The 16076-nt window shown below is 74.2% G+C and carries 13 protein-coding genes; 3 read left to right on the top strand and 10 right to left on the bottom strand.

Annotated features, from left to right (window positions below):
* Positions 1-11: 11 nt before the first annotated feature.
* The 8 genes from ASF25_RS00060 to ASF25_RS00095 form a co-directional block, all read right to left on the bottom strand.
* The gene (locus ASF25_RS00060; RefSeq protein WP_056302549.1) at positions 12-1082 is read right to left on the bottom strand and encodes a serine/threonine-protein kinase; all 1071 of its coding nucleotides are present in this window, start codon (positions 1080-1082) and stop codon (positions 12-14) included.
* Positions 1075-2538 carry a type VI secretion system-associated protein TagF gene (gene tagF, locus ASF25_RS00065; RefSeq protein WP_056302551.1) on the bottom strand — a complete coding sequence of 488 codons (1464 nt, stop codon included), beginning with the start codon at positions 2536-2538 and terminating at the stop codon, positions 1075-1077. Before tagF ends, ASF25_RS00060 begins: the two co-directional genes overlap by 8 nt.
* A gap of 16 nt (positions 2539-2554) precedes the next feature.
* Complete coding sequence (gene tssM, locus ASF25_RS00070; protein ID WP_056302554.1) at positions 2555-5458, bottom strand: type VI secretion system membrane subunit TssM; 2904 nt, start codon at positions 5456-5458, stop codon at positions 2555-2557.
* Entirely contained in the window at positions 5455-6918 is a 1464-nt protein-coding gene (gene icmH / locus ASF25_RS00075) for a type IVB secretion system protein IcmH/DotU (RefSeq protein WP_056302556.1), read from the bottom strand. The genes tssM and icmH overlap by 4 nt, the downstream gene beginning before the upstream one ends.
* A 187-nt stretch (positions 6919-7105) precedes the next feature.
* Positions 7106-8443: a type VI secretion system baseplate subunit TssK gene (tssK, locus tag ASF25_RS00080; protein WP_056265776.1), complete on the bottom strand. Its 1338-nt coding sequence runs from the start codon at positions 8441-8443 to the stop codon at positions 7106-7108.
* A gap of 22 nt (positions 8444-8465) precedes the next feature.
* A complete protein-coding gene (locus ASF25_RS00085; protein ID WP_056302558.1) occupies positions 8466-9728 on the bottom strand; it encodes an FHA domain-containing protein in 1263 nt (420 codons plus the stop codon).
* 70 nt (positions 9729-9798) lie between these two features.
* Complete coding sequence (locus ASF25_RS00090; RefSeq protein WP_056302560.1) at positions 9799-11205, bottom strand: DotG/IcmE/VirB10 family protein; 1407 nt, start codon at positions 11203-11205, stop codon at positions 9799-9801.
* Between the two features lie 103 nt (positions 11206-11308).
* Complete coding sequence (locus ASF25_RS00095) at positions 11309-12526, bottom strand: DotH/IcmK family type IV secretion protein (protein ID WP_156368791.1); 1218 nt, start codon at positions 12524-12526, stop codon at positions 11309-11311.
* Between the two features lie 296 nt (positions 12527-12822).
* Between ASF25_RS00095 and ASF25_RS23840 the strand changes: the two genes are divergently transcribed.
* The 3 genes from ASF25_RS23840 to ASF25_RS00105 are packed head-to-tail and all read left to right on the top strand — an operon-like array spanning position 12823 to position 14701.
* Positions 12823-12957: a hypothetical protein gene (locus ASF25_RS23840; RefSeq protein ID WP_274533789.1), complete on the top strand. Its 135-nt coding sequence runs from the start codon at positions 12823-12825 to the stop codon at positions 12955-12957.
* A complete protein-coding gene (locus ASF25_RS23845) occupies positions 12954-14120 on the top strand; it encodes a type IV secretory system conjugative DNA transfer family protein (RefSeq protein ID WP_056302564.1) in 1167 nt (388 codons plus the stop codon). Before ASF25_RS23840 ends, ASF25_RS23845 begins: the two co-directional genes overlap by 4 nt.
* On the top strand, positions 14117-14701 hold the full coding sequence (locus tag ASF25_RS00105) for a DUF882 domain-containing protein (protein WP_056302565.1): 585 nt from the start codon (positions 14117-14119) through the stop codon (positions 14699-14701). Before ASF25_RS23845 ends, ASF25_RS00105 begins: the two co-directional genes overlap by 4 nt.
* Before the next feature lie 77 nt (positions 14702-14778).
* Here ASF25_RS00105 and tssE read toward each other — a convergent pair whose 3' ends face one another.
* Complete coding sequence (gene tssE, locus ASF25_RS00110) at positions 14779-15249, bottom strand: type VI secretion system baseplate subunit TssE (RefSeq protein WP_056302567.1); 471 nt, start codon at positions 15247-15249, stop codon at positions 14779-14781.
* 8 nt (positions 15250-15257) lie between these two features.
* Complete coding sequence (locus tag ASF25_RS21630) at positions 15258-16067, bottom strand: type VI secretion system accessory protein TagJ (protein WP_156368793.1); 810 nt, start codon at positions 16065-16067, stop codon at positions 15258-15260.
* Positions 16068-16076 lie beyond the last annotated feature (9 nt).

Genomic DNA, 16076 nt, shown 5'->3' on the forward strand with positions numbered 1-16076 from the left:
TCGCTCGCGCGTCAGCGCCGCCGCAACACGCGCGGCAGCCAGCCGCCCGCACCGAGCCGCGACAGGACCTCCTCCGCCGAGGGCCGGCGGTCCGGATCGGCGCGCAGCAGGGCCCGCACCAGGCGCCCCAACCGGCCGTCGAGGCCGCTGTCCGGCGGCCGCAGCCGCGCCGCCCGCGCGCTCTCGCGATCGGTGCCGAGGGGCGGCCGCTCGCCCCGCGCGGCGCAGGCGAGGAGGAGGCCGAGGGCGAAGAGGTCCGCGGCCGGACCGCCGGGCTGCCCGTCGAGCTGCTCGGGGGCGGCGACGGACCACTTGCCCGCGAACGCGATCTCCGGATCGGGCTCGCCGATCCTCCGGGCGACGCCGAAATCGATCAGCGTGGCGCCCGCGGCACCACCGCACAGCATCACGTTCTCGGGCGAAAGATCGCCGTGCACGAAGCCGGCCGCATGAACGGCCGCGAGGGCGCCGGCGATGCGCCGGGCCAGGACCGCGACCTCGTCCGGTGCCAGGCCCCCCCGGGCCCAGATCGCCCGTGCCAGCGTCTCGCCGTGGAGCAGGTCCATGACGATGAAGGCGCGGCCGTCGGCGTGCCGCAGCAGATCGCGCACCTGCGGGATGGCCTCGTGGCGCAGGCTCATCAGCGTGCGGGCCTCGGCGACGTGGAGACGGGCGATGACCGGATCGCGGACGCGATCCGGCCGCAGGATCTTCACGGCGTGGTCGCGCCGCAACTCGCGATGGCGGACCTGGTAGATCTCGGCGATCCCGCCCCGTCCAATGCGGTCGCGCACCACGTAGGTGTTGGCCAGGACCGTATCGGGGCTGAGCGAGGCGGTGTCCGGCGTGTCCGGCGCGGCGGAAGGCTGCGCGCGCGACGCCTGCGCCAGGGCGGAGCCGCCGTCGCCGAGGCGGTCGAGGGCGGCGCGCGCCGCGTCCACCAGCGCCCGTCGCTCGGGTTCGAGGCGCGGACGGCCGTCGCCACCGGCGACGATGGCCTGGACCAGGGCGTCGAGCCGCACCTGAACCCGCAGGGTTTCACGCCGGGCGGCCTCGCCCTCCACGTTCGCCGCCTCAACCATCGGCGCCGACGACATCGACGACGACGGCCGAGATGTTGTCGCGCGCACCGGCGATCAGCGCGTCGTCGATGGCGCTTCCGACGGCCTCCTGCGGGGTGCCGTGACCGACGGCGTGGCCGAGCCCGGCCTCGCCGAGCGCTCCGACCAGCCCGTCGCTGCACAGGACGAAGCGGTCCCCCGGCCGGATCGTCCCCTCGACCCAGTCCGCCGCGAACGCATCCTCCGCCCCGACCGCACGGGTGACCATCCTGCGGCCCTCGCGGGTCACGTGGTCCTGCGTCAGGGGCCGGAGCGCATGGCCGCGCAGGAGATAGGCGCGGCTGTCCCCGACCCAGACCACGGCGTAGCGGCCCCGGTGGACGAGGAGCGCCACCACGACGGCCGCCACGATCTCCTCGGGCCCGAGCCGGCGGGCACGAGCCCGCAGGGCGGCGTTCGCCTCCAGGAGGAGATGGTCGATCTCCGCCCGCTCCGGCGCGCGGCCGAGGGGGGCCGGCATCGCTTCCAGCCGGTCGGCGACGACGCCGGCCGCGTAGTCCGCCGCCGCATGGCCGCCGGCGCCGTCGACCACCGCCCACAGGCCGAGGTCCGACCGGTTCACCACGGCATCGTCGTTGCGCCGCCGCCGCGTCCCCTTGTGCGACCGGGCGGCGCCGACGAGCTTGACCAGCCCCGGATCGGGCTCCGGTTCCGGGGGCCCGGCGGGCTTCGACGCGGCGGGCGGCCCGGCCCGCAGGCCCTCGTGCCAGCCCCATTCGCGCCAGCGCCCGTCGAGCAGGGCGGCGAACTGCTCGGGTTCCGGCGCCGCGTCATGGAGGAGCAGGGACGGCGCCACGGTGCTCGAGCCTCGCGTCCACCAGGCGGAGAAGGGTCGGTTCGTCCCCGCCAGCATCGCCTCGACGGCGTCGGCATAGGCCTGGATCGGGCCATCCGCGCCGTCGCGCGCGAAGCGGCTCGGGTTCGGCCGGGCCGGCTCGTCCGGTATCGGGGCCGGCGGGCCGAACGCGCGCACGGCCTCCTCGAAGGCCTCGAAATCGTAAGCGTCGTCGAGACAGCTCCGGGCCAGGGCCTCGACACCGTCGAACCAGGCTTCGGCGGCGCGCACGAGCCGCCACGGGCTGGCCAAGCCCGGAAGTTCGAGGGCGATCACCAGGGGGAAATAGCGACCGACCCGGTCGACGGAGGGCATCAGGACGCCGGCCGTGGCATGCGGCCCGAGGGTCCCGGGGCCGGCGACGAAGCGCCAGACCGGGGCGACGAGATAGGTCGGCAACCACTCCGTTCCGAGCTGGCGCCGGCTCGTCACGATGGCGCGGGACAGCCATTGGTCGAGGGCGGCCTGCAGGGCCTGACCCAGGCGGCGGTTCACGAAGTCGCCCCGGGTCGGGACCTTGCCGAAGAAGCCGAGCTGCGGCGGGCCGGGCGGCGCGGCGCCGGCTGCGCGCTTCACGGGCATGGGCCACGCCCCCCCGTCATGGAAACCTCGGGCAGCGGAAGCTCCGCAGGGCCGCGAGCCCGAACGGACTCGGCAGCGCCAGGCTGCGGATCTCGAAGGTCACGGCGTGGCTCGCCGTGCCGTAGGTCACCCGGGTCCGGTCCGGCGCGACGGCCTCCGCGCGGCCGGCATCGAGGAGCCGGAGCAGGGCCCAGGGTCCGGTGAAGGAGAGGGCCTCCGGGGCGCCCGGCTGCACGCTCACCCGCGCCGCCGGGCCGGCGAGGCCCGGCGTCGGCCAGGTGAAACGCAGGGGGCGCGCGCTGCCGCGCGAGAAGGCCGCCTCCTGGCCGTCGCTGACGAACGAGGCGGCCGTCGCCTCGGGATCGAGGCGAATCGGTGTCACCTCGAAGGCCAAGGCGGGCTGCGCCCCGGCCGCCGGAAAAAAGGCCTGCCGGATCTCGTCCGCATCCTCGAAGCTGCGCAGGAGGGCGGCGCTGCCCGCCGATCGCCATCGCCAGGGCTTCCCCGTCCCGTCGACGGCATCCGCCATGTGGGTGCGGAAGAAGGTGGCGAAGACGCCCTCCGGTCCGAACACCGCGGCGAACTCCCCCAGCGGCGTATCGGCCGCCGCATTCCGATCGAACGGGAAGCGCCTGTCCGTCGCGGCGCGGCAGGCCTGCTCGCCGGCCTGGCTCCAGCGGCGGGCGAGATCGACCACCTGCGCCTTGCCCTCGGCTCCCGCGATGAGGGTCTCGTCGAGGGCGATCGGCACCAGGGGACGCGCCAGCATCGCCGCGACGTGCCCGTCGAGGCTCGTCCGCAGGACCGCGTGCTTCTCCTCCGGGTAGAGCCGCGCGAACAGCCCCTCGAGCCGCGCGTCGGCGAAGGGCTTGTCGAGGGAGTCGGCGCCGCCGAGCATGCGGTAGAGGCGCAGGGTCTCGCCGATATCGGCTCCGGCCGATCCGGCATCCGCATCCTTCGCGCCCCTGTCCTTGCTTACCGCGTCCTTGCTCCCCGCGTCCTTGGCACCCAAGTCGGCGACACCGGCCTGGATCGATTCGCGGACCAGCCTCGGCGAAGCTGCGCCGGCCACGCCCGGGACGGCCTCCCGCGCCACGGCGGCGGGCGGCCTGGACATTCCTCTCGGCACCACCGGCGCGTCCGGGTTCGGTCTCGGGGCAGCGTCGGCGTCCCCGGCCGCGCCGGCCTCGCGCAGGGTGTTCCCGAGCGCGACCAGGATGCGCGGCAGCAGGAAGCCCGTCAGGGCGCGCTCGTAGAGGTTGGCCCGCCCGGCCGAGATCTTCTCCGCCTGGTCGAAGGTATCGAGCAGACGCGGAGTGCCGGCCTCGGTGAAGGGCGTGGCCGCATCGCGGGCCTGGCTCAGCACCACTTCGGCGCGCACGAAGTCGGTATCCGCCACGGCCTCGACGGGCAGGGTCCCGGCCCCGGCGGTGTAGACGGCGAGGCGCGCATCGGTGTCCGAGAGCATCCGCTCCTGGCGCAGGTAGGCGACGAGCCAGGTCAGGGACAGGCCGAGGACGAGGGCCGCGGCCAGGCCGCCCGCCGCGGAGCGCAGGATCCTGCGGCGGCGCTCCAGGGCCGGATTGGTCGAGACGAGGTTCGCCTCGTTGAAGACCACCTCCCGCAGCAGGCGCGCGAGGAAGTAGCTGTGCTGCCCGTCCGCCGAAGCGGCACCGAAGCGCGGCAGGTCGATGGCGAAGCGCTGGCTCGCCGAACGCGTCACGAGGTCGAGGCCGCTGCCGCTCTGCTCGGCCGAGGCGAGGTAGAGGCCGCGCAGCCGCGGCGGGGCGTCGAAGCGCGAGGACGCCGCGATCTCGCCGATGGTCTCGTGGAGCGGCTCGGCGATGAGGGCGAGCTGGCTCGGAAAAGCGAAGATCTGCGCGCGCCGCTCGGGGTCCGTCTCGGCCTGCAACCGGTCGAGGAGGAGTTGGTCGAGGCGTCCGACGAGCCGGTCGAAGGCGGAGCCGAACCGGTCGGCGAGGTCGCGGCCCTCGATCCCGCCGCGCGGCGGCGGCAGGGTGACGCCCCAGACCTGCTCGCGGCCGGTCCGGGCCATGTCGTCGAAGAAGGCCGTGAATCCGGCGAGGCGGTCCGCCTTGGTCAGCACGAGATAGACCGGCACGCGAAGGCCGAAGGCCTCGTCGAGTTCCCGCAGGCGCTTGCGGATCGTCCGGGCGTGATGCAGCCGCTCGGTGGCGGAGGCCTGTACCAGCAGGTCCATCCCGACCATCACGATGGCGCCGTTGAGGGGCTGGCGCCGCCGGTGCTTGCGCAGCAGCGTGAGGAACCCGCGCCAGCCCGCCGCATCGGCCTCGCCGTCGCCCTCCTGCGCGGTGTAGCGCCCGGCGGTGTCGATCAGGATGGCCTCGTCCGTGAACCACCAGTCGCAGTGGCGGGTGCCGCCGACGCCCTCGACGGATTCGCCGACACTGTCGGCGAGGGGAAAGCGCAGGCCGGAATTGCGCAGGGCCGTGGTCTTGCCGGAGCCGGGCGGGCCGATCAGCGCGTACCAGGGCAGCGCGTAGACGGAGGCGCGCCCCATGGTCTTGCGCAGGAGCTTCAGGGCGTCGCGCAGCCGCGACTTCAGTTCGGCGACGTCGTCGGCCGCGGCCCGGGCGGGATCGGCCTCGGCCCCGGCCGCGACCGCGTCGATGAGCGCCGCGTCGCGCCGCTGGCCCCGGACGAGGCGGACGAGGCAGTAGAGCACGAAGCCGACGGCGATCGCCCCCACCGCGTACAGGCGGGTCTCGAAGCGCTCGAACGGCCGCCAGCGGCCGAACGAGACGCCGTCGCCGTAGAAGAACACCACGCAGGCGGCGACGAGCGCCCAGATCAGGGCGACCAGCCACCAGGCCTTGACCCGGCTGGCATAGGTCGTCGCGTAGGACCGGATCTCGTAGATCCAGTTGAGGATGTTCATGGCGTGGCTCCCGCCCTCGACGGTCCCGGGGCCGGTGCGCCCGATGCAGGACCGTCCGATGCAGGACCGTCCGACACGCCCCGGGCCGGCGTGTTGCGGCGGATCAGGAGTTCGGTGCGCCGGTTCTCGGCCCGTCCCTCGCGGGTGTTGTTCATGGCGATGTTCTCGGCAGAGTCGTTCGGGCGGATCGGCTGCGCCTCGCCGCGGCCCTCGGCCCGGATCGCGTCGCTGCCGATGGAGCGGCCGAGGATGGCCGCCACGGCCTCGGCGCGGGCGACGGAGAGCTGGTAGTTCGAGGGGAACCGCACGGTCTGGATCGGGACGTTGTCGGTGTGCCCGACCACCTGCACCGTGACGTCGTCCGTCCGGATCGCCGCGCCGACGCGCTCGAAGAGCTGGACGAAGGCGGGAGCCACCGTCGCGCTGCCCGACTCGAACAGTCCGACGTTGCGGATGCGCACGATCGCGCCGGAGCCGCTCGGCTCGACGTCGATGGCGCCCCGGTCGATCTCCGGCTTCAGCACGCGCCCGAGCCCGGCCGCGAGGGACGTGTCGGATGCCGGGGGCGCTTCGGCGATCGGTTCCGCCGGAGCCCGGGCCGACGGCACGCGACGCAGGCTCGGCGTCCCGCGCGGCGGCGCGGCGAGAAAGGCCGCGAAGGTCGCGTCCGAGCGCCGGTTGACGGCCCATTGCAGGGCGAGGAACAGGCCCGCGAGGGCGAGGATGCCGAGTCCGGCCCCCGCCCAGAGCAGGAGCTGCCCGCGGATCGGGGGCAGGCGCGCATCGACGCCGCGCCACTCGGGCGACAGTTCGCGCTCCACCGGCCCGCGCAGGGTGCGGTAGAGCCCCTCCCGGATACGCCCGATCTCGAGATGCCCCTGCGGATGCACCCGCATCCGCCCCTCGAAGCCGAGGGAGAGGCAGTGGTACATGAGCAGCAGCACGTCCCGGTTCGAGCCGGGGTCCTTGTGCAGGTGCGCTAGGAGGTCGAAGAAGCGCTCACCGCCCGTCACGTCGGTGTGGAAGGTCGAGACCATGCCCTGCCGCGCCCACAGGCTGTAGGCGCCCCAGGACGAGTTCAGCACCACGTCGTCCACCGTCGCGCAGAGGGCGTAATGCGCCGCCTGCGCCCGCTCGCGCGTGACCGCGACGCCGAGGATCGCCGCTTCGAAGGCCTTGACGGCGGCGATCACCTTGAGGCGCAGGGCCTCGAGATCTGGCGGGCTCGACAGGCTGCGCAGGCGTCCGACGAGGCTGAGGATCGGCAGGGCGGCCGCCACCATCGGGGGCACGCCGGACCGGGCGAGATCGAGGCTGCCGAGGGTCTCGATGGCCGCGTCCGGGGGGGCCGCCGCCGGCTGCGGGTCCACCCGGAGCACGGGCTGGGGACGCACCCCGCCGGGCGTCGGCTTGACCACCGTGGATTCGCCCGCAAGCCCGCGGGCCTCAGCTTCCGACACCGTTCGCTCCCGCTCGCTCCAAGGTCGTCCACCGGCTCGCGACGGCCCGCGGGCGAGGGCCGCGGCCGACCGCTCCGCGCACGGCCGAGGTCACCCGCGACACTGCGCCAGAACCACCGCCCGTCCCAAGAGAAATTCTACCGAGGATCGCATAAAACAGAACAGACACCGTTTGCGTGTTTCGCGCTCAGCCCTTGATCGCCCACAGTTCGAGTTCGAGATCGGGGAAATTGCCGGCGAGGTGGATGGCGACCGCACTCGAATGCTCGAGTTCCCGCCAGAGCGGGCCGGTGGTGTCGAGCTCGAAGTAGACCGTGCCGCCGCGATAGGGGAGCTGGCGCGGCGCGACGGCCAGGGGCCTGACCGCGATGCCCGGCAGGGCGACGTTGACGAGCTGGGCGATCTGCTCGACGGGACCGATCTTGACCTGGTTCGGCAAGGACCGCCGCAGGCTCTCGGCCGGCATGTTGGCGCGCACGGCGAGGACGAACCCGGCGCCGAGCAGCAGGGAGCGGTCGTTGATCGCGCCCACCCGCACGCCGTGACGGCGCTCCTGCAGGTCGATGGGCACGGCCACCTGATCCAGGAGTGCGGAGAGCGCCGCCCGCAGGTCGGAGAAGACCGCCGCGAACGTCGCCGCCAGATCCTCGTGGGAATAGTCGGGAAAGCGCGTGGCGCGCTTCGAGGGCGCCGTGAAGGTCGCGAGTTCGCCCGCCAGGGCGAGGCAGAAGCCGTAGAACGCCTCCGGCGGCAGACGACCCGCCTGGGCCGCCGCGTGGCGCAGGGGTGGATCGGCCCGGTTCAGGGCCTGGAGGAGCAGGAAGTCGGCGACCTCGGCGGTGCCGCGCACCGTCGGGTCGGCGATCCGGGCCGCGATGGCTTCGGCCCGATGCGAGACGAGACCCTGCAGCTCGTTGACGAGGGCGGCCAGGGGCGCCTGCGCGGCGCAGTTGAGGCAGGGCGCGATGAACCGGTCGTCGAGGACGATGCTGAGGTCGGAGCGGACCTCGACCACCCGGGCGACGGCGAGGCGTTCTGTGCCCGCGAGCGGTCCGTTCGACGGGGCATAGGCGAGGCGCAGGCGCCCCACTTCGAGGCTCGCGCTCGTGAAGCTGTCGCCGTTGGCGTCCGGCGCGTCGTAGGCGGTCCGCCGCAGGCGGGTGGCGGCGTCCTCGCGGCGCTCGGCGCCGATCTCGGGACTTCCCGGCTGGCGCATGGGAATCGCGAGGTAGATCGTGACGTCGCGGGTGCCGGGCAGCAATTCGAGGGGCGGCGGGAGGTCGGCGTCGCCGGGCGCCTCGAAGGGGGTTCCATCGGGGAAGATGCCCCGGGCGTGCGCGACCGCGAAGCGCCCGGCGCCGAGGGTCTCGCGATTGATGCCGATGTCCGAGAAGCCCCAGGGATAGGGCGCGAGGTCCCGCGTCAGGCCGCGCACGAAGCGTTCCGTCCAGCGGTCCGCCTGCTGGAAGTGCTGGACGCGGAGGAACATGCCCTCCGACCAGACCACACGGTTCTCGCTCAGCATGGATCGGGGCTCCGGGGCTCTGTCAGGTCCTGCGGGCGTAGGCCCGACGCAGCGGCGTCAGCACGACGTCGGCCGCGGGGGCGTCGGGTGCGCCGCAGAGGTTGGCGTGAAGGGCGACGTAGCGGTCCCACGAGGCGGCGCGCAGGAGCGGGCCCACGGCGAGGCGGGTCCGCTCGCGGGCCGCGTCCTCGAGGAATTCGGGCTGGATCTGCGCGCCGAGATCGGCGGCGGCCTCGCCGACGGAGAGGCCGAGGGCACGGCTCGCCTGGGCGAGGCGGGCGAGGCGGCCGGTGAGTTCGTCCGTCGCCCCGGCATCCCCCGTCGCGAGGGCGGCGGCGAACAGGGAGGCGAGGTCGGCCCCCGACGTCTCCCGGTCGGACAGGCCGAGGTCGCGTTCGGCGGTGCGATGCACCGCCTCGAGGGCGGCGAGGACGTCGATGAGGCGACGCAGGATCTGCCCGCTGCGGACCATCGCGGCGCGGTCGCGGGCGGGCGCGACGCGCTCCGGCATCAGGCCGCCGAGGCCGGCGCCTTCCACCAGGGCGGCCTGCGCATCGCCCCAGTCGGGTCCCGCGGCGGCGCCCGACGCGGGCGGCGCATCGTCGCCCAGATCCCAGTCGGCCGGCAGGATCGCCCGGACGCCGCCGAGCTGCAGCGCCTCGCTCACCGGCGAGAGGTGCTCGCTGCGGCTGGCGAAGTCGCTCAACGGCTGGAGCATGGCCTCGGGCTCGTCCGTCAGGGACGTCGCGGGCGGAGCCTGCCAGCCGAAGGGCTGCACGACCTGCGCATCGACGGCCCCGCCCGGCAGGGTCGAGAGCCAGTCGCTGGCGCTGCCGCCGAGGCTGCGCGCGGCGCGGCCCTCGCTCGCCTCGCTGGTGCCGGCGAGGATCCCGGTCACGCCCTCGGCGGTGCCGGGCGCGATCTGGTCCGTCCCGCCGCGCGGGTCCGGCAGGGTCGCGTCGGCGGTCCGATCGAGGGCGATGCGATAATCCCCGATGCGGAAGACGTCGCCCGGCCCGAGGAGGCGCCGCTGGTCCCGTCCGACGGGGCGCGTCTCGGCGGCGAAGAACACCCCGTTGCTCGACAGGTCCACGAGGTACAGGCCATCGGGTCCGTTCTCGATCCGGCAATGCACCTTGGAGATGTGGCGGTCGGGATCGGCGAGGATCCAGTCGTTGTCCGGCGCCCGGCCGATGGCGAACGGACAGGCGGACGGTTCGAGGCGCCGCGGGTCGATCCCCGGAACGCCCGCGGGCGTCTGCAGGACGCGCAGGGTGAACGTCATCGTCCCATGAGGCTCCGCCGGAGCCCCCGTTTCGTGAGCCCCCGAATCCTGCGATTCCCCGCCCGCACCGCTAGTTCGCCCGCATCCGGACGCGGGTGTCCCGCTCGCTCCGGCCCGAGCCGTAGACGGCGTCGCGCGGCAGGGCCGGCGGCTCGAGGAAGACGACGCCGATGCCCAGGCCCGGGGCACCCGCGATGGTGGCCGGCTTGTTGAAGTTCTGCGCGCCGATGGCGGTGGCGGCCTGGCCCAGGGGCAGGAGCGCGCCGATGGCGGCCTGCGTGCGGATGCCCCCGCCCTGCGAGGAGACCGCGAGGCCCGTGCCCGGGTCGATGGCGATGTTGCGGTTCCCCTGCAGCAGGAGTTGGCCGGCCTGGCCGGCGCCCTGGATCAGCGCACCCGCGAACAGGCCGGCGTAGCGTTCGAAGACGTGCTGGTCGACATCGTTCGAGACGCCCGTGCGCGCGTCGCGGGCCGAGATCGCATAGGCCTTCAGGGGGAACTGGCGCCCGTCGTTGAGGACCATCTGGCTGAACTGGATCGCCGCCTGGTTGCTGCTGTAGACGATCTGGCCGATCAGGCGGACGCCGTGCAGGGGGCCGGGCCGCTGCGCCCCGTCGACATCGTAGATCGTGGCGAAGATCGGCGCCTGCGGATCGTCGGAATTGAAGCCCTGGTCGAGGGACGCGTAGACCGTGTCGCCGGCGCGCGCGACGGCGTAGCGCCGGACCGGCGCCCCCCCGAACTGGCCGTTCGGACCGGCCTGCCCCAGATATCCCCCTTGCCCCGGATATCCCCCTTGCCCCGGATAAGCATTCTGGCCCGGATAACCGCCCTGGCCTTGCGAACCGCCGCCATAGCCCGCCGGCCCCGGGGCGCCGCCCGGCCCAGCGGAGCCGCCCGGAGACCCGGACTGGCCGCCGCCGCCAGCGCCGCCGAAGCCGCCCGGCTGTGCCCCCGCCTGCGGGTAGTTCGCCTGCTGGATCGGTGTGCCGCCGCTTGGTGCGGGCGATCCGCCGCTGCGGGTCGGGCCGGCACCGGAGATCCCACCGCCCCCCGCCCCCTCGGCCCGCCCGTAGCGCTGCAGGGTGAAGCCGCCGCTCGGGGGCGCCATCAGCGCCTCGATCTGAGCGTTGATCCGCGCCTCGATCGCCGGGTCCGAGAGCGCCTGGCCGGGGGGGCCCTGGTAGACGACGCTCGGTGCGGCCGGCGCCTGCCCCGGCAGCGACCCTTGCGTGAACGGCATCGCCGCCTGGGGCGGCGCCTGGACAGGGCTAGCCGACGACTGGGTAGGACTGGCGGGCGCCTGGACAGGGCCGGCAGGCGCCTGGACAGGGCTGGTGGGCGCTTGGACGGTGCCGGCGGGCGCCAGCACGGTGCCGACGGGCGCCTCGGCCTGGACGCGGATCAGCAGGGTGGCGTCGGGTGTCGCGCCGGCCAGAGCCGCACCGAAACCGAGGGCCAGGACGAGGGATGGCATCGTTTCACCTAGTCACGAGGGCGGGGTCACCAGGGCGGAGACACGCGGACGGGGTCGCACGGCATGCGGCCGATCCGAGGCGGTCCCGGTCCGGCGAACGGAATCAGTACGCGATGGTGACGGCGCGCTCGCGGCCCTCGGCATCGGTCACGAGAAGGCGCGGCACCGGCCGGTCGAAGCGCCAGACCCGCAAACCATCCGTGGTCTGGGCCATGGCGTCCTGAACCGGGTTCACGACGACGACGGGTCCGCGCACGTAGAGCCGCCCGCCGTAGCTCCAGGCCGACACCACGGGGTCGTCGACCCGCAGGCGCAGGGCGGAGCGGGGCGGGACGCCGGTGCCGAAATCGTCCATCAGCCGGTCGGGGTCCGGCGGGCCGCCCGCGCGCCGAACCCGGGTCGAGACGAGGCGCGCGGGGCCGGCATCCGCCCCCGCGGCGGCGGCCACGAGTGCCGTGTGCCGGGCGTTGACGGGCCCCTCCCGGAGGAGCCGGCTCGCCGCCGCGGTGGACGCGGCTTCGGCGTCCGGCGCCCGGCCGGCGGCCGAGGCGCCGCGCCCGCGCACCGTGATGGCGACGGGCAGGTCCACGGTCTCGATCCCGCGCCCGCCGCTGCGCACGATCAGCACGATCGGTAGGGGGTAATTCTCGATGGTGATCGAGATGTTGCCGTAGGTGGAGACCCGGCAGGGCATGATGTGGATGGTGCTGGGGCGCTCGGCCGGCGCCACGGCCTGGCCGCCGCAGCCGCCGCCGTCGACGGCGAACATGCGCGGGTCGTAGGCGGTCGCGGTGATCGGCCAGGGATGGCCGCCACCGTCGAGGATCGTGATCGGCGTCACCATCCCGAAGGCGAGGTGCACGACCTGGGGCGCCGCCAGGTCGACCTGAGGCTGGATGCTCATCAGCTTCGGCCGGACCTTGGGCGGCGGCTCGTCCGAGTAGCCCGACGCCATGGCGGCGCTCTGCGCATCGATGATGCGGTTTCGGATCGCTCCGATGTTCCCGGGGGTGAGGATCGCACCGCCCGACCGATCGGTCATGGCGCTCTGGAGCGCGGAGACCTCGGCCGGCGTGAGCTCGCGCGGCGGCGGAGGCGTCGCGGCCCGCTGCGCCTGGGGGGCCGGGCCGGGGTGCGCAGAAGCCGAGGAGGGCGCAGAAGCCGAGGGCGGCGCGGGAGCCTCGCCCGCGACCGGGCGGGCGGGTTCGGCCTGCGCCACCTGGGTCGCGGCACGCGCCTGCGCCAGGGCCGGCGCCGCTCCGCCCGGCGCCAGAACGCAGAGCCACACCACCAGGGGTGGCGAAAATTTCCTGCTGATCAAGCCCGAAAGCCTCTTCGCCTCACGCACGTCACCACCCCTCGGTTGTGGCGGGATTGACTCACCTGCCGTGCTTCGGCGCCGAAACGCAATGCCATTCCTGCCACACCCCGGGTTTTCGGCAATAACTCGGCGGAGCGGGAACGCCTGAAAATCGCAGGGCGCCAGGGGACCGTGCTTCGGTTCTGTGCTCCCCCGGACACAGGGCCCGGCAATCACCAGCGGACCCGCCGAAGCGGATTGACGCGGGCGCTTCCGAACGGAGATGACAACTTCTGGTTATCACAGGGAGCCCGGGTATGAAGTCGCTACGCCTGCTCGTCCTGGTTGCGGCGGCCCTCGGCCTTCAGGCCTGTTCCTCGACGGGCGGCACGGGCTCGCCCGAGAGCACGCGAAGCTTCCTCAAGGACGAGATGGGCCGGCGCGGTCTATGAGGCTCGTTCGTCCGCTCCTCGCCGCGACGATGTCGCTCGCTCCGGTCGCCGCGACTGCTCAGGTGAATCCGATCCTCGCGGCGACCCAAGCCGCGGCCCCTTTCGTGCCCGGCGCCTTCGCCCCCGCGCCCTATCCCTACGGGGCTCCGGCCGGGTACGGCGGCTTCTATCCTCCCCCGTATCCCGGCTACGGATCGCCCTACCCCGCCACCAATCCCGCCCTGAACCAGATCACCCAGTCGCAGGGGAGCCCGAACGTGCCGAGCCGCGCCGGCGCGACGCAGATGCAGGGTCTGCTCGGCGGTGGCCAAGGGGGCGGTCAAGGGGGCGGTCAGGGCGGCGGTCAGGGCGGCGGCGGCCAGGGAGGAGGATCCGGCGGTGGCGGATCGCCGGGCGGCGGCGGCGCCGCGATGCTTCCCGCGCCCGATCCGGACACCAGCTACGAATTGCTGCAGGATCCGGGCTCGCCGGTCTACGGCCGCTACGGCGGCCTGCGCTCGAAGAACGGCGACATCCGCCAGCAGGTGATCGCCCAGGCGGCCCGCGGCGTCGGCGTGCGCCAGGGCTTCGCGGACGAGACGGCCCGGATCAACGCCGAACTCGACGGCGCCTACGGCGCGGCCCTCGACCGGCGCTACGACTTCGCGCCCCTGATGATCGACCGTACCTTGGTGCCGCCCGTCATCGTCGAGCTGCGCCGCCTCGGGGAGCGGGCCGACGACCGGCGGCTCTACCTCACCCTGGGCGCCTTCGAGATCGTGCGGCCGGCCCGCCTCGCCCTCGCACCACCGGGCTGGCGCGACTACCTCTACAACACGGGCGTGCCGCCGACGCTGCCGCCATCGGCCTCCGAGGTCCGGCCCGAGGGCGGCGCCGAGGAGGGCGTCTGGGGGATCGCCTTCGAATCCGGCGTCGCGGTCGGGATCGCCGAGGCGCGCGCCAGCTTCACCGCCAACCTCGACCGCCTCGAGCGGGACCATGCTGGGATGGGCCGCTATCACGACCTCGCCCGCAGCGGCGCCGTCAGCCTGCCCGTGGTCGGAACGTCGGCCCGCCGGGTGCGCGTGGCGGCGGACGGCGCACGCGCCTTCGTGGGCGAGCGCGTCGTCAGCCTGCAGGTGAGCCCCCGGTTTCGCGCCGCAGCCCCCGCCGCCTTCCGTTGAGGCGCTTCGCGCGCCGCACCGTCCTGGGCGGTCTCCTCGCCGGAGCGTGGCCGGGCGACGCCGCCTATGCCGACGCCCTCGCGTCCCTGCGTGACCGGCCCAACGGCCGTGACCGTCTCTGGCTGCGCCGCGCCGACGGCTCGGAGATCGTCAGCCGGTTTCGGGACCCGTCCGGCGCCTACGACCGCGCGCAGATCCTCCTGCTGTCATGGTTCATGCGCGACATCCGCGACGACGAACGGGCGGTCTGGATGGAGCCGCGCCTGTTCGACCTCCTCGCCTCGGTCCAGTCGAGCATGGCGGCGGTCCACGGCGCCCCGCTCCCCCTCCTGGTGACCAGCGGCTACCGGACTCCGGCCCACAACGCCGCCCTGGAGAACGCGGCGCGCCAGTCGATGCACGTCTACGGCTATGCCGCCGACGTGCAGGTGAAGGGGTACGCTCCCCGCGCCGTCGCCCTCGCGGCCTCCTTCGTCTCGGACGGCGGCATCGGCCTCTACGACAGCTTCACCCATCTCGATGTCTGGACCCGCCGCAGCTGGGGCGGCGAAGCCAGGAAGCCGCCGGAGCCGCCGACCTGAGCGGGGGCGGAGTGGTTCTTCCGCGGCGCGGCCCGTCGGTCGCCCCGACGCCCGCGATCACGCGACACCCATTCCCCTCAGTGCGGGCTCTCCACGGCGAAACTTCGGATCGCCGGGTCGAGCGAGGTCTCGAACGCGACCGGCTCCGGGCCGGCGCCGAGGTGCGCGACGGCCTCGATGCGGATGCGCAGTAGGCGTTCGAGGGGATCGCGGCCCTTGACGACGCTCACCCGCACGGAGTGGAACCGCGGCTCGAACGCCTTGATGGTGGCTTCGAGGGCGCGGGCGAGGTCGGTGCGCTGCTCGGCAGTGGCGAGCGGCGCGCCGACGAAATCCTCGACGCCGTAGCCGGGCAGCGCTCCGCGCAGGGCGGTGAAGGCCGCCGGCAGGGTCGTGGGCCTCCGGCGGGTGTTAAGGAGCGATTCGAGGTCGCGCCGGAAGCCCTCGCGGATGCGGCGCAGTGCGTCGCTCCGCGCCCGCGGCGGGTCCGCCGCCCGCTCGGGCTCGTCGTCGATCAGCCGATCGAGGAGGGAGGCATGGAGGCCCATGCCGCGGCTCAGCGCGGCGCGAAGGCGACGCGGCCGAGGCTTAGGAACTCGCGCACCGCCTCGCCGACGAGCCAGACGCGCTGGCCGCGCCCCCGCACTGTGCCGCCGGGCAGGTCGATCCAGGCGGTCTCGCGGGCGAGACGCGCCGCCTCGCCGGCCTCCGGATCGTGATACTGCGCCAGGACGAGGAAGGTGGTCTCGCGTCCGTCCACGAGGCGCGCCTCGGCCCGGCGCCAGAGCAGGTCGGTGGGGCGCCGGGGCGGCGCGAACACCAGGCTCTCGACCCGCTCCGGCGCGAGCCAGAGGTAGCGCCCGGCGAGCGTCAGCGCCTCGAATCCGGCCTGAGACAGGTCGCACACGTCGCGGACCTCCTGCATCGTGCCCGCGTCGACGGCGGCCAGAATCGGCGGCATCGCCTCGAGGGCGAGGCGTGCGGCCTCGGCGGCCGCGGCATCGCCCGCCCGCACGGCGAGGGCCAACCGCATCGCCTCCCCCTGACGCGCGGTCGGGCCGTCGATGAAATCCGGGAGGGCGCCCTGGTGGTGCCAGGCCTCCCGCGCCACGGCGGCCCGCAGCAGGTGGCGCATGGCGACGAGGGCCGTCGCCTCGGCCGGCGCGTGTTCCATGGCGACCTGCAGCTGCGCTTCGGCCCGGTCGAGGGCGCCGGCGAGCACCAGCAGTTCGGCCAGGGCGAGGCGCGCCGCGGCCTGCGTCGGCCGGGCCTTAACGCCCTGCGAGGCGACCGCGATCGCATCGTCGAGGCGCCCGGCGTCGAGGAGGTCGGCGAGACCGGTCGGCGCGTCGTCGGTCGTGGTCATGGTCAGGCC

Origin of the sequence: Methylobacterium sp. Leaf100 (assembly GCF_001422845.1) — a bacterium.
In the GTDB taxonomy this organism is placed as follows: Bacteria; Pseudomonadota; Alphaproteobacteria; order Rhizobiales; family Beijerinckiaceae; genus Methylobacterium.